The sequence below is a fragment of the Cellulosimicrobium sp. 4261 genome, from assembly GCF_040546915.1.
Classification (GTDB): Bacteria; Actinomycetota; Actinomycetes; order Actinomycetales; family Cellulomonadaceae; genus Cellulosimicrobium; species Cellulosimicrobium cinnabarinum.
Genome location: NZ_JBEPOQ010000006.1, coordinates 132029 through 144773 on the forward strand (window position 1 = coordinate 132029; position 12745 = coordinate 144773).

Annotated in this window: 15 protein-coding genes; 8 read left to right on the forward strand and 7 right to left on the reverse strand. The window is 76.5% G+C overall.

The window, feature by feature from the left end; genetic code table 11:
- Positions 1-94 precede the first annotated feature (94 nt).
- The 3 genes from ABIE39_RS10215 to ABIE39_RS10225 are packed head-to-tail and all read left to right on the forward strand — an operon-like array spanning position 95 to position 2695.
- The gene (locus tag ABIE39_RS10215; RefSeq protein WP_354051610.1) at positions 95-787 is read left to right on the forward strand and encodes a hypothetical protein; all 693 of its coding nucleotides are present in this window, start codon (positions 95-97) and stop codon (positions 785-787) included.
- Positions 784-2160 carry a CpaE/TadZ family protein gene (locus ABIE39_RS10220; RefSeq protein WP_175009150.1) on the forward strand — a complete coding sequence of 459 codons (1377 nt, stop codon included), beginning with the start codon at positions 784-786 and terminating at the stop codon, positions 2158-2160. The genes ABIE39_RS10215 and ABIE39_RS10220 overlap by 4 nt, the downstream gene beginning before the upstream one ends.
- Before the next feature lie 4 nt (positions 2161-2164).
- Positions 2165-2695, forward strand: a complete 531-nt coding sequence (locus tag ABIE39_RS10225; protein ID WP_175009151.1) for a DUF6912 family protein — start codon at positions 2165-2167, stop codon at positions 2693-2695.
- A 63-nt stretch (positions 2696-2758) separates the two neighbouring features.
- On the opposite strand, the gene hisN is transcribed toward ABIE39_RS10225, so the two are convergent.
- The 4 genes from hisN to ABIE39_RS10245 all read right to left on the reverse strand — a co-directional run bounded on the left by hisN (position 2759) and on the right by ABIE39_RS10245 (position 6783).
- Complete coding sequence (gene hisN / locus ABIE39_RS10230) at positions 2759-3553, reverse strand: histidinol-phosphatase (protein WP_021482063.1); 795 nt, start codon at positions 3551-3553, stop codon at positions 2759-2761.
- A 58-nt stretch (positions 3554-3611) separates the two neighbouring features.
- Entirely contained in the window at positions 3612-4679 is a 1068-nt protein-coding gene (gene rsgA, locus ABIE39_RS10235) for a ribosome small subunit-dependent GTPase A (protein WP_354051612.1), read from the reverse strand.
- A complete protein-coding gene (gene aroA / locus ABIE39_RS10240; RefSeq protein WP_175009154.1) occupies positions 4679-6073 on the reverse strand; it encodes a 3-phosphoshikimate 1-carboxyvinyltransferase in 1395 nt (464 codons plus the stop codon). The genes rsgA and aroA overlap by 1 nt, the downstream gene beginning before the upstream one ends.
- An 83-nt stretch (positions 6074-6156) precedes the next feature.
- Positions 6157-6783, reverse strand: a complete 627-nt coding sequence (locus tag ABIE39_RS10245) for a DoxX family protein (protein ID WP_354051614.1) — start codon at positions 6781-6783, stop codon at positions 6157-6159.
- 313 nt (positions 6784-7096) lie between these two features.
- On the opposite strand from ABIE39_RS10245, the gene ABIE39_RS10250 reads away from it, so the two are divergent.
- Positions 7097-7828: a sigma-70 family RNA polymerase sigma factor gene (locus ABIE39_RS10250; RefSeq protein ID WP_354051616.1), complete on the forward strand. Its 732-nt coding sequence runs from the start codon at positions 7097-7099 to the stop codon at positions 7826-7828.
- The gene (gene rsrA, locus ABIE39_RS10255) at positions 7825-8160 is read left to right on the forward strand and encodes a mycothiol system anti-sigma-R factor (protein ID WP_021483111.1); all 336 of its coding nucleotides are present in this window, start codon (positions 7825-7827) and stop codon (positions 8158-8160) included. The genes ABIE39_RS10250 and rsrA overlap by 4 nt, the downstream gene beginning before the upstream one ends.
- Before the next feature lie 133 nt (positions 8161-8293).
- Here rsrA and ABIE39_RS18720 read toward each other — a convergent pair whose 3' ends face one another.
- Positions 8294-8368, reverse strand: coding sequence for a 50S ribosomal protein bL37 (locus tag ABIE39_RS18720; RefSeq protein WP_099052597.1), 75 nt, complete (start codon positions 8366-8368; stop codon positions 8294-8296).
- Between the two features lie 234 nt (positions 8369-8602).
- Between ABIE39_RS18720 and ABIE39_RS10260 the strand changes: the two genes are divergently transcribed.
- The 3 genes from ABIE39_RS10260 to ABIE39_RS10270 all read left to right on the forward strand — a co-directional run bounded on the left by ABIE39_RS10260 (position 8603) and on the right by ABIE39_RS10270 (position 10999).
- Entirely contained in the window at positions 8603-9532 is a 930-nt protein-coding gene (locus tag ABIE39_RS10260; RefSeq protein ID WP_354051618.1) for a DUF4097 family beta strand repeat-containing protein, read from the forward strand.
- The gene (locus ABIE39_RS10265) at positions 9532-10131 is read left to right on the forward strand and encodes a PadR family transcriptional regulator (RefSeq protein WP_354051620.1); all 600 of its coding nucleotides are present in this window, start codon (positions 9532-9534) and stop codon (positions 10129-10131) included. Before ABIE39_RS10260 ends, ABIE39_RS10265 begins: the two co-directional genes overlap by 1 nt.
- 64 nt (positions 10132-10195) lie before the next feature.
- Complete coding sequence (locus ABIE39_RS10270; protein WP_074807571.1) at positions 10196-10999, forward strand: DUF4097 family beta strand repeat-containing protein; 804 nt, start codon at positions 10196-10198, stop codon at positions 10997-10999.
- Positions 11000-11091: 92 nt separating this feature from the next.
- Here the strand turns inward: ABIE39_RS10270 and ABIE39_RS10275 are convergent, their stop codons facing one another.
- Both ABIE39_RS10275 and ABIE39_RS10280 read right to left on the reverse strand, forming a co-directional pair.
- Complete coding sequence (locus ABIE39_RS10275) at positions 11092-11715, reverse strand: GDSL-type esterase/lipase family protein (RefSeq protein ID WP_031316757.1); 624 nt, start codon at positions 11713-11715, stop codon at positions 11092-11094.
- A gap of 88 nt (positions 11716-11803) precedes the next feature.
- On the reverse strand, positions 11804-12718 hold the full coding sequence (locus ABIE39_RS10280; RefSeq protein ID WP_209829577.1) for an aldose 1-epimerase family protein: 915 nt from the start codon (positions 12716-12718) through the stop codon (positions 11804-11806).
- Positions 12719-12745: the final 27 nt, after the last annotated feature.

The following is a 12745-nucleotide window of genomic DNA, read 5'->3' on the forward strand; positions in this document are numbered from 1 at the left end:
AGGTTCTCGTCCACAGGCCCTGCCACGCACCCCGCCGAGCGGGGATCATGAAGCCGCGGCACGGGCGACGTGCCGACCACCGAGGGGGAGATGGATGACGACGACCGTGGAACGACCCGTCCCGGGGGCCGCGACGCCCCCGCCCGCCGCGCGGCTGCGGCGTCCGGGCTGGAAGGACCCGCGGCTCCTCGTGGGGGTCGTCGTGGTGGCGCTGTCCGTCGCGCTGGGGTCCTGGGCCGTGAGCAGCGCGAGCCGGACGGTCGCGGTGTACGCGGCCGGCACGGCGCTCACGCCGGGCACGACCGTGGGCGCGGCCGAGCTGCGCACGGTCGAGGTCCGCCTCGGCGCGCAGGCGGACCGCTACCTCCTCGTCGAGGACGGGCTCCCCGACGAGGAGGTGGTCCTGCGGACGGTCGCCGCGGGCGAGCTCGTGCCGGCGGCGGCGCTCGGTGCGGCCGCCGACCTCACGGTGCGCGCGGTCGCGGTGCCGGTCACCTCGGGTCTCTCGGAGCGGATCGTGGCCGGCGCCGACGTCGACCTCTGGCACGTCCCGGAGACCGGCGCCGAGCCGTCCTCGGGCGGTGCGCAGGACGGGCCGGAGGCCGTGCCGGAGATGCTCGTCGGCGGCGTCACGGTCGCCCAGGTCGACGAGGGCGAGGGCACGTTCGTGGTCGGCGGCCCGGTGACGGTGCATCTCCTCGTCGAGGTCGACGACCTCCCCGCCGTGCTCGCCGCCGTCGCGGGGGAGGGCACCCTCGCGCTGGTCCCGGTCGGCGGTGCGGGGTGAGCGGCGCGACCACGGTCACGACGGTCCTCTGTGCCGTCCGCGGGTCGCGCGAGGCGGAGGTCGTCACGACGCTCGACGCGTCGGGGCTGCGGGTGACGCGGCGGTGCGCGGACGTCGTCGAGCTGCTCGCCGCGGCGGCCGCGGGGGCCGGGCGGGTCGCCGTCGTCTCGCACGACCTCCCGGCGCTGGACCGGCAGGCCGTGGCCGAGCTGCACGCGCACGACGTCCGGGTCGTCGCGCTCGCCCCCGGGGGCACGTGGGAGGAGGACCGGCTGCGGGCCCACGGGGTGGACACCGTGGTGGACGTGGACCGGTCCCCGGGCACCCTGTGCGACGCCGTCCGGGCGGTCGTGCCGGCGCGCACCGCGCACGCGGGCCCGCCCGGCGCGCCCGCGCGCGTCCCGGCGCCCGTGCCGGCCGACGGCGAGGGCGACCGGCGCGACGGCCGGACTGTCGCCGTCTGGGGTCCGACAGGGGCGCCGGGCCGCACGACCGTCGCGACGAACCTGGCCGTCGAGCTCGCGGGCCCGGCACCCGCGGGGCGGGCCCGGCGGCGCCGTGCCGGACGCCGCGAGGCGGAGGTCGACGTGCCTGCCACGACCACCGCGGCACCACCGGCCGAGGTGCTGCTCGTCGACGCGGACACCTACGGCGGGACGGTCGCGCAGCGTCTCGGGCTGCTCGACGAGTCCCCGGGGCTCGCGGCCGCCGCCCGCAGCGCCGGGCAGGGCGTGCTCGACACCGAGGGCCTCCGCGCGCTCGCGCCGGTGCTCGTGCCCCGGGTCCGCGTCCTCACGGGTCTCGCCCGTGCGGCGCGCTGGCCCGAGCTGCCGGGCCCGTCGCTCGACGCGGTGTGGCAGGTGGCACGGTCGGTCGCGGACTGGACCGTCGTCGACTGCGGCTTCGGCATCGAGCAGGACGAGCTGCTCAGCTACGACACCCGCGCCCCGCAGCGCCACGACGCGACGCTCAGCGCGCTGGGGGCGGCGGACGTCGTCGTCGTCGTGGGCGGCGGCGACCCGGTCGGGCTCCAGCGCCTCGTCCGCGCGCTCGACGAGCTGGGAGACTCCGGGGCGGCGGCCGCCGCGGCCCGGGTCGTCGTCGTGAACCGGGTGCGGGCGAGCGTCGTCGGGCCCCGGCCCGAGCGCGCGGTGCGCGACGCGATGGCGCGGTACGCCGGCGTCGAGGACCTGCACGTCGTCCCGGAGGACGCCGCGGTGGACGCGGCGCTCCGGGAGGGGAGGACGCTCGTCGAGACCGCGCCGACGAGCCCCGCCCGGCGCGCGCTCGCCCGCCTCGCAGAGCACGTGCGCGAGGCCGTCCCGGCCGGGCGTGGTGCGGCGCCCGGTCCGGTGCTCGAGGCGGCACACTGAACCCATGCGCATCTATCTCCCCGCGACGCTCGACGAGCTCGACGCCGTCACCGTGACCGCCGACGCCGCCCGCTGGACCGTCGCCCCGCGCGGCGCCCACGCCGTGACCGCCGCGCTGACGCGTGCGCTGCCCGACGAGGACGAGGAGGGCCTCGAGTACGCGGCGGCCCTCGAGGCGGCGGACGACTCGCTCGCGCTCGTCGCGTCGCGCCCGGACGCGCCGCGGCAGCGGCTCGTCGTCACGCTCGAGGTGCCCGACGGCGCGGTCCAGGTCGTGGGGGCCGAGGACTCCGACGACGAGGACGCGCCCGCGCCGAGCGCCGTCGAGGTGCTGCGGACGGTGCCCGACGTCGCGATCGTGTGCGTGCACGTCGACGAGCCGGAGGCGGTCGCGGACGTCGAGGCCGTGCTCGCCGCGGCGGACGACGACGGTCCCGACGCGGACACGGCGCTCGACGCGGCCATCGAGCGCGTGGGCGAGCGCGACCTGCTCTGGTACGACTGGTCCGAGCTCAAGGACGTGCCGCGCGGCTGACGGCAAAGCGACCCCGAGGCTGACCCGCGGCGGACCCGCGGCGCGGCCGGGCCACGAGCCCCGTCAGCCCAGGCGGCCGAGCACCTCGTCGTGCAGCAGGCCGTTCGTCGCGACCGCGTTCCCGCCCCACGGGCCGTCGGCGCCGTCGAGCGACGTGAACCGCCCGCCCGCCTCGGTGACGATCGGCACGAGCGCGGCCATGTCGTAGAGCTCGAGCTCGGGCTCCGCGGCCGCGTCGACCGCTCCCTCGGCGACGAGCATGTACGACCAGAAGTCGCCGTAGCCGCGCGTGCGCCACGCGCCGCGCATGAGGTCGAGGAACGGCTCGAGCTTCCCGCGCTCCTCCCAGCCGTCGAGCGACGCGTAGGCGAGCGACGCGTCGGACCACGACGAGACGCCCGAGACGTGCAGGCGCGACGCGGCGGCGAGCGACTTGCCCGTCCACGCGCCGGTGCCCTTCGAGGCCCACCAGCGGCGGCCGAGCGCGGGCGCCGACACGAGCCCGACGACGACCTCGTCGCCGTCGGCGAGCGCGATGAGCGTGGCCCACACGGGCACGCCGCGCACGAAGTTCTTCGTCCCGTCGATCGGGTCGACGATCCAGCGCCGGGCGCCGTGGCCCGTCTCGCCGTACTCCTCGCCCACGATCGCGTCGCGGCCGCGGGCCCGGCCGAGCTGGCCGCGGATGATCTCCTCGGCGGTGCGGTCGGCGTCGCTCACGGGCGTCGAGTCGGGCTTGGACTCGACGTGCAGGTCGAGCGCCTTGAAGCGCGACAGGGTGTGGGCGTCGACCTGGTCGGCGATCACGTGGGCGAGGCGCAGGTCGTCGTCGTAGCCGCGCGTCGAGGGGGGCGTCATGGCTCACACCGTAGCGGTGCGCGCGCGGGCCGGGGGAGGCGCCGCGCGGGGTGCGGGCTCAGGCGGCGCCGGTGCGCGACGCGAGCACGCGCCGGAAAGACTCCAGCCGCGCCGCGCGGGCGTCGCGGGTCGCGTCGTCGGGGGAGTCCGCCACCCAGTCGTCGAGCGCGCAGTCCGGCGCGTCGTCGAGGTGGGTGCACCCGCGCGGGCACGCGGCGGCGACGGCGTCGAGGTCCTCGAACGCGCGCAGCAGGTGATCGACCTGCACGTGCGCGAGCCCGAACGACCGCACGCCGGGCGTGTCGATGACCCACCCGCCGCCCGGCAGGCGCAGCGCGACCGCCGACGTGGACGTGTGCCGGCCGCGCCCCGTGACGTCGTTGACGTGCCCCGTCGCGCGCCGGGCGTCGGGCACGAGCGCGTTGACGAGCGTCGACTTGCCCACGCCCGAGTGCCCGACGAACACCGACGTGCGCCCGGCCAGGGCCGCGCGCACGGCGTCGAGCGGCTCGATGGCCCAGCCGTCCGGCGCGAGACCGTCGGGCGCGCGCCGCGTGACGACGACCGAGACGCCGAGCGGCTCGTACAGCGCGCGCAGCGGCGCGGGGTCCGCGAGGTCCGCCTTGGTGAGGCACAGCAGGACGTCCATGCCGGCGTCGTACGCGGCGACGACGCACCGGTCGATCATGCGCGTGCGCGGCTCGGGCTCGGCGAGGGCGGTGACGACGACGAGCTGGTCCGCGTTGGCGACGATGACCCGCTCGTAGGGGTCGGTGTCGTCGGCGGTGCGGCGCAGCACCGACGACCGCTCCTGGATGCGGACGATCCGCGCGAGCGAGCCGTCGTCCCCGGTGACGTCGCCGACCAGGTCGACGCGGTCCCCGCACACGATCCGGGTGCGCCCGAGCTCGCGCGCCTTCATCGCGAGGACCGTGCGCTCGTCCTCGGCGCCGACGGTCGTCCCGTCGTCGGTCCCGCCCACGAGCAGCGTGTACCGGCCCCGGTCCACGCCCGTGACGAACCCGGTCACCGCGTCCGCGTGCTCGGGGCGCTGCTTGGTGCGCGGGCGGCTGCCGCGCTTGCCGGGGCGCGAGCGGAAGTCGGACTCGTCCGGGACGCGGGCCATCAGCGGGCCGCCGCCCCCGAGCCGGCTGCGGGGCCCGTGCCCGAGCCGGCGCCCGGCCCGGCCGAGCCGCCGAGCATCCGCTCCCACATGCCCGCGAAGCCGGGGAGCGTCTTGGCCGTCGTCGCGACGTTCTCGACGCCGACGCCCGGCACCCGCAGCCCGATCACGGCGGCCGAGGTCGCCATGCGGTGGTCGTGGTAGGTGCGGAAGACCGCGCCGTGCAGGGGGCGCGGGGTGATGACGAGCCCGTCGCGCGTCTCCTCGGCCCGCCCGCCGAGGCGCGTGATCTCCGTCGCGAGCGCGGCCAGGCGGTCGGTCTCGTGCCCGCGCAGGTGCGCGATGCCGCGCAGGCGGCTGGGCCCGTCGGCGAGGGCCGCGAGCGCGGCGATCGTGGGGGCGAGCTCGCCGGCGGCGTGGAGGTCCACGTCGACGCCGCGCACCTCGCCCGTGCCCGTCACGGTGAGCACGTCCCCGTCGAGGGACGACGTGGCGCCCATGGTCTCGAGCAGCTCGGGGACCATCGCGCCGGGCTGCGTGGTCGTCGTCGGCCAGCCCGTGACGCGCACGGTGCCCCCGGCGACGAGCGCGGCCGCGAGGAACGGCGCGGCGTTCGACAGGTCGGGCTCGACCTGCACGTCGCGCGCCGCGATCGGCCCCGGCTCGACGCGCCAGATCGCCGGGCGCGAGTCGTCGACGACGACCCCGACCTCGCGCAGGACCTCCACCGTCATCTCGATGTGGGGCATGCTCGGGAGCGTGTGCCCGACGTGCCGGACCGTGAGGCCCTGGTCGTAGCGCGCCGCCGCGAGGAGCAGCCCGGAGACGAACTGGCTCGACGCCGACGCGTCGATGTCCACGGACCCGCCGCGGACCCGGCCGCGCCCGCGCACGGTGAACGGGAGCGTCGTGGGCAGGCTGCCGCCGTCGTCGCCCGCGACCGGGACGTCCAGCGCGCTGAGCGCCGCCACCACCGGGCCCATCGGCCGCACCCGAGCGCCCTCGTCGCCGTCGAACCGCACCGCGCCGTCTGCCAGCGCCGCGACCGGCGGCAGGAAGCGCATGACCGTCCCGGCGAGGCCGCAGTCGACGTCGACGGGTCCGCGCAGGGCGCCGGGCGTCACGTGCAGCTCGGTCGGCGACGCGCCCTCCTCGATCCCCACGCCCAGCGCGCGCAGCGCCGCGATCATGAGGTCGGCGTCGCGGCTGCGCAGCGCGCCCCGCAGCGTCCCCGGGCCGTCGGCGAGCGCGGCGAGCACGAGCAGCCGGTTCGTCAGCGACTTCGACCCCGGGACCTCGACCGTCGCGTCGAGCGGCCCGCGCGCCGTGGGCGCGACCCAGGCGTCGGCCGGGGCGGGGGACGGTGCGTCGGTGGGCGCGGGGGGCTGCGTCGTCATGGCGTCCAGGCTAGTGGAGCGTCGCGGCCCGACGGCGGCCGGTCCCGCCGGGCGGACGGCTCACCGCCGCGTGGGGCGACGCGTCAGGCGACCTTGGCGCGGACGGCGGCCCCGGCGTCGTGCACGGCACCCGCGGTGCTGCTCGCGGTGTGCTGCGCGGCGTCCTGGGCGGCCTTGGCGGCCCGTCGTGCCGAGCGCGACACGTCCTTCGCCGTGCTCTTCGCCCCGGCGACGACGGCCTCCTGCTTCGCCTGCTTGGCGAGCGCGAGGTCGTGCCGCGCGCGCTCGAGACGCCACTGGACGCCTGGCCGGCCCTCGTAGTCGGCGCCGGCGATGAGGGCGGCCCCGATCGCACCGAGGTTCGCGACGAACTTCCGCGTGCGCTCGGTCCGCGCGGCCTCGCCGCCCGTGAACGGCTGGTTGACGACGGCCAGCGGGACCGTGAGCGCGGCGAGCGTGAGCGCGGCGGTCCGGGGCGCCTTGCCGACGGCGAGGCACAGGCCGGCGACCGCCGTCGCCGCACCGTGGGCGCGGACGAGGGTCGTCACCTGCCGCTCGCTCAGCGGGGCCTCGATGCCGACGCGCTTCTCGACGAGCTCGACGCCCGCGCGCGCGGCTCGCACGTGCTCCGCGGGCTTGAGCGCGGCCTGGACCCCGTCGTAGACGAACCACGAGGCCAGCATGGGCCTCGCGAGGTGACGCAGCAGCATCGGTTCTCTCCTCATCGCTGGTGACTCGCCGGTGCCCTGGGCGGGCGTCCTCCGGTGGGTCCCAGCCTGCCGCGCCCCCCGGGACGGCGCCACCCGCGGCGGTGCCCGGGCCGGGAATGCCTGGGGACGCTCGCGGGTTGCACCCCTCGTGACCGCCCTGCTCCAGACCCCCGCACCCGCCGCCCGGGTCGCGTCGCCGACCCCGGGGTCCCCGGCGCCGGACGCCGCGTTCGCCGCCGCGTGGTCGGTGCCGAGCCGTGCGCGGGACGCCTCACAGAACACCCAGACGAACGGGGGACTAGGCTCGTTGTTGATGACAGAGCGAATCTCCGGCAGCGACGTCTCCGGCAGCCCTGCGACGACGTCGGGAACGACGTCGGACGCCGGTGCGCCCGCCGGCAGGACGCAGCCCGCCGACGCGACGGACGCCGAGGACACGAACCGCGCCCCGGAGGCCGAGAGCGACGCCGCGCGCGCCGCCCGGTTCGAGCGGGACGCCCTGCAGTACCTCGACCAGCTGTACTCCGCCGCGCTGCGCATGACGCGCAACCCCTCGGACGCCGAGGACCTGGTGCAGGAGACGTTCGCGAAGGCGTTCGCGGCGTTCCACCAGTACCGGCCGGGCACGAACCTCAAGGCGTGGCTGTACCGGATCCTCACGAACACGTTCATCAACACGTACCGCAAGAAGCAGCGCGAGCCGCAGCAGGCGCAGACGGACGACGTCGAGGACTGGCAGATCGCGCGCGCGGCGTCGCACACGTCGCAGGGGCTGCGCTCGGCCGAGGCGGAGGCGCTCGACCGCCTGCCCGACTCGGACGTCAAGCGCGCGCTGCAGGAGCTCCCCGAGGACCGGCGCATGGTCGTGTACTACGCCGACGTCGAGGGCTTCCCGTACAAGGAGATCGCGGAGATCATGGGGACACCGATCGGCACGGTCATGTCCCGCCTGCACCGAGGCAGGCGCCAGCTGCGCGAGCTGCTGGCCGACTACGCCGCGAGGCGAGGACTGGTGGGCGCGAAGAGCCCCGGAGGTGAGTCGTGAGCACGTCAGAGACCCGTGAGCCCGGACGGGGTCCGGTCGAGGAGCCGGTGACCCCGATCCCGCACTCGACCGCGGGCGAGTCCGAGTGCGAGCACGCGCTCACGCACCTGTACGAGTACCTGGACTCCGAGATGACGCCCGACGACGAGCTGCGCATGCGCCAGCACGTCGCACACTGCTCGCCGTGCCTGGCCGAGCTGAGCGTCGAGGAGCTCGTCAAGCAGCTCGTGCGCCGCTCGTGCCACGAGAAGGCGCCGGCGGGCCTGCGGGAGCGCATCCACACGCAGCTCACCGTGATGGTCACGACGACGACGGTCGTCGAGACCCGCTGACCGCGGCACGACCGCGGCACGCGGCGCGGATCCCCGGGCCGCGCACGGGGGCGAGACACGAGAGAGGGCCCGGACCGACGTCGTCGGTCCGGGCCCTCTCCACGTTGCTCCCCCTCGCGGGGGCTGCGCCGTCTCAGGCGTTGGGGCGCTTGCCGTGGTTCGCGGCGTTGCCCTTGCGGCTGCGACGCTTGCGTCCGCGCTTGCTCATGGTGTTCTCCTGACGGTCGGGGAGTGCTGCCGGTCTCGGCGGTTCTCGACGGGTGTCGACGTGGAACGACCGGTCTCGGCGTGTCCAGTCCGTCTCCCATGGTCCCACACGCGACCCCTTGTCACGGTCGAGCACGCGATATATCGTGTCTGGCAGAACGAGATATATCGCGAGTGCCCTCCGGGTCGACCCCGGCCGCCCCGGGCGCGCGCGGCGACCAGGACGGAGCGCGGGATGACGCAGGAGCTCTGGACCCTCACCGGTCCGCAGGCCATCGACCTCGCGCTCGTGCGCCGGCTCGACGCGACGATGATCGGGGGGCGCATCGACGTCGTCGCGCACGAGGACCCGGCCCGCGCCGACGCGCGCGTCGAGGTGCACTCCGTGAGCGGGCGCGCGCTCGAGGTGCGGCTCGACGGGACGACGCTCCGGGTGGGCTACGGCCCGTTCGAGGCAGGCTGGAAGGGCTTCCTCGAGCGCTTCCGCACGTACACCGGCAAGGACACCGCGGAGGTCCACGTCGCCGTCCCGGCGGGCGCGCAGGTCGAGGTCGCGACGGTCCAGGGCGAGGCGCTCGTCGCGGGCGCCCGGGAGGGCGTCCGGCTCGCGACCGTGTCCGGCGCCGTCATGACCAGCCGGACGCGCGGCCCGCTGCGCGTCGACACCGTCTCCGGCGAGGTCGCCGCGAGCGAGCACGACGGCCCGGTCCGGATGGAGACCGTCTCGGGCGGCCTCACGGCCACGGGCGCGCTGCGCTCGCTGCGCCTCGACTCGGTCTCCGGCTCCGTGACCGTGGACACGCGCACGACCCCGGACGAGATCACGGTGAGCGCCGTCTCCGCCGACGTGCTCGTGCGCCTGCCCGACCCGGACGCGATGGACTACGCCGTGCGCTGCCTCAGCGGCCGGCTCGTGGTCGACGGCGAGGAGCAGCGCGGGTCCGCGCGCTCCTTCCACCGCGCGGCGCGGCTCGGCGCGGGGGCGCCCGTCCGCGTCTCCGCCGTCTCGGGCGACGTCACCGTCCTGCGGGGGACCACCGGGACGTCGTCCGCCCCGGCCGACGCGCCCTCGGTGCAGGACGCCGCCCCCGACGCCCCGGCGTGGGGCAGCCCCGGCGCTCCCGCCGGACGGCCGGCTCCCGCGAGCGGCCCGGTGGACCGCTGATGGCCACCGTCTTCGCCCACGGCCAGCTCCGGCTCTACCTGCTCGCGCTCCTCGCGTCGGGCCCCAAGCACGGGTACGAGCTCATCACCGAGCTGTCCGAGCGGTTCGGGGGCACCTACCGCCCGAGCGCCGGGACGATCTACCCGCGCCTCGCGCGGCTCGAGGACGAGGGCCTCGTCCACCGCAGCGCCGACGGGCGCAAGACGACGTACGAGCTGACCCCCGCGGGGCGCGCCGAGATCGAGGCGCGGCGCGCGGACGTCGCGGCGCTCGAGCACGGCATCGCCGAGACGGTGCGCCAGCGCGCCGAGGCGCTGCGCGCCGACGTGCAGGGGTCGCTGCGCGGGCTGCGCGCCGAGCTCGCGGCCGCCGCCCAGACCGCCCGCGCCCGTCCGCGCGACGGCGAGCCCGACACCCGTCGCCGCGAGTCGACCGCGCGGCGCGCCGAGGCCGAGGCCGTGCTCCAGCGGTTCCGCGACGAGCTCCGCGCCGACCTGCGCCGGGCCGACGCGGCCGGCGGCGTGCCCGAGCTGACGGTCGACACCCTGCGCACCGTGCTCGACAGCGCCCGCCGGGCCGTGCGGGCGACCCTGCCCTGACGGACGAGCCCAGAAGACCCGCAACGACCGACCACGCACCAGAGAACCGAACGAGGAGAAGCGCATGAGCACCGAGTCCTGGGTCATCAACGCCCCCCGGAGCGTCGACGTCGCGGACGTCCGGCGCGTCGTCGTCCAGCTCACGGACGGGTCGGTCGACGTCGTCGCCGACCCCGGCCGCGAGAGCGGGGCGCACCTCGACGTGAGCGAGGTGTCGGAGCGCCCGCTGCAGGTGAGCGTGCACGACGGCGAGCTGCGCGTCGGGTACGACTTCGCCGGCATCGAGGGCCTCGTCGACCGCGCGAAGGGCCTGCGCGACAAGGACCGCGCCGTCGTGCGGGTCACCGTGCCCGCGAACGTGCCGCTCAAGGTGACGACCGCGCGCGCCGCGGCGACCGTCGTCGGGACGCGCGCCGACGTGTCCGTCACGACCGGGACCGGCGCCGTCCGCGTCCAGGGGGTCTCCGGCACGGCGTCGGTCCGCACGGCCACGGGGTCCGTCGACGTCGGCGAGCACGTGGGCGACGTCCACGTGAGCACGGCGTCCGGCACCGTCACGCTCGGCGGGACGCTCGGGCGCGTGTCGGTCAACACCGTCACGAGCGGCGTCGAGGTCGTCGCGCGCGAGAGCACCCCGCTCGTCGACGCGCGCACGGTCTCCGGCGACGTGGCGGTGCGTCTCGGCGCCGGCTCGGCCGTGAACCTCAAGGCCCGCAGCGTCACCGGCAAGGCCGTGCTCGACGGCGTGCGCCTCGACTCCAGCGCCCAGCGCACCACGTCCGTCGACCACGTCGACCAGCACGGCGCCGGCGGCGCCTACGTGTCGGCGAGCACCGTGTCGGGCGACCTCACGGTCTCGCGCGGCTGAGCGGCGCCGCTCCGGCGGCGAGGGGAGGCATGGTCGGCGACCATGCCTCCCCTCGCGCGTCCGTCCCTGCTGGTGCGGCTGCCGATGCAGGCTCAGACGGTGTCGTCGGGCAGGCCGAGCCACGCGTGCCAGCCGGTGTGCAGCACGAGCCACGCCATGAGCCCGTAGCCCGCCTGGCCGGGGAAGCCGTTCCCGCTCTGCGCGAGGTCGGCGAGCCACTGCTCGTGCGTGACGAGCGGGCTGAACGTGTCGACGTAGGGCACCCGGCGCCGGTTCGCGACGTCGGAGAACGCGTGGGACAGCTCGGCGAGGCGCTCCGCGTCCTGCGCGTGCCCGGGCGGCGGCCCGACGACGAACGTGGGCAGGCGGTGGGACTCCGCGACGTCGAGCACGTTCGCGAGGTTGAGGCGCGAGCGCGCGACCGACAGCCCCGCGTCGAGGTCGTGGCGGCCGAGGCCGATGACGAGGCGGTTGTCGACGTCCGGCTCGGGGGAGAACCGCCGCGCGGTCTCCGCCTCCCAGCGCTGGCTGAGCGCCGTCGTCGTCTCGCCGGGGATGGCGAGCGGGAACACGTACGCCGGCTGGGGGAAGCGCGTGCGCGCGACGACGCGCCCCGCCCACCCCAGGGCCTTCGCGTCGCCGACGCCGGCGCTCAGCTCGTCGCCGACGACGCAGATCCGTACCTCACGACTCACCGCGTCTTCCACGAGCGCCATTCTCCCCGACGCGGGGCGCGCGGGTCGATCCGAGCCGGTGCGGACGGCGTGTCGACCCGCGCGGGGGTCGACACAGCGCTCGGACGCCTCAGAGCAGCGTCGCTCCCCAGGTCACCTCGTGCGACGCCCCGGGCTCGAGCCGGACGAGGCGGTCGCCCGTGCGGAACGCGTCCGCGATGCAGCTCATCGGCTCGGCGGCGACGCCGGTGCGGCGGAACGCGACGTCGCCCACGTGGTCGCCCGTGCAGACCTGCCACGTGTCCATCGAGCCGTCCATCCACACCGCTGCCGTGCGGTCGTCGGGTGCGGTGAGGCGGATCCAGGACAGCCCGTCCTCGTCACGCAGGGCGTCGACGTACGCGTCGTCGAGGTCGACGCCCGCGAGGAGGCGCGGCTCGCGCAGGTCGAAGGTGCCGGCGGCGGGCTCGGTGCCGGTCGGCAGGAGGCGCTCGTCGGTCGTGACACGCGTCGCGGCGTCCAGGCGCAGCGTGCACGCGTCGAGGTCCGCGCCGTCGGCCGAGAGCCACGGGTGGAACCCGACGCCGTACGGGGCGGTCGCGCTCCCGACGTTCGTCGTGCGGACGTGGACGCGCAGCCCCGCGTCGTCGAGCGAGTAGGTCACGCGCGCGACGAGGTCGAACGGGTAGCCGGGGGACGGCGGCAGGTGCAGCTCGAGCGTCGCGCGCGCGGGCTCGTGCTCGACGACCGTCCAGCGCTGCCAGCACGCGAGGCCGTGCAGCGCGGTCCCGCGGTCCGGCTCCGAGATCGGGACCTGGTACGTCGTGCCGTCGACCGTGTACCGCCCGTCGCGCAGCCGGTTGGGCCAGGGGAGCAGGACGGCGCCGTTGAACGCCGGCGAGACCTCGTCCTCGCCGAAGGGCGTGAAGACCGGCCGACCCCCCACCGTGTACTCGCGGACGGCCGCTCCGACCTCGGTGATCGTCGCTGCGTGGTCGCCGTGGGCGATGCGGACCTGGGTCCCCGAGGGGGCATGGGTGTTCACGCTCACATACGGTACTCGGCGTGCGCG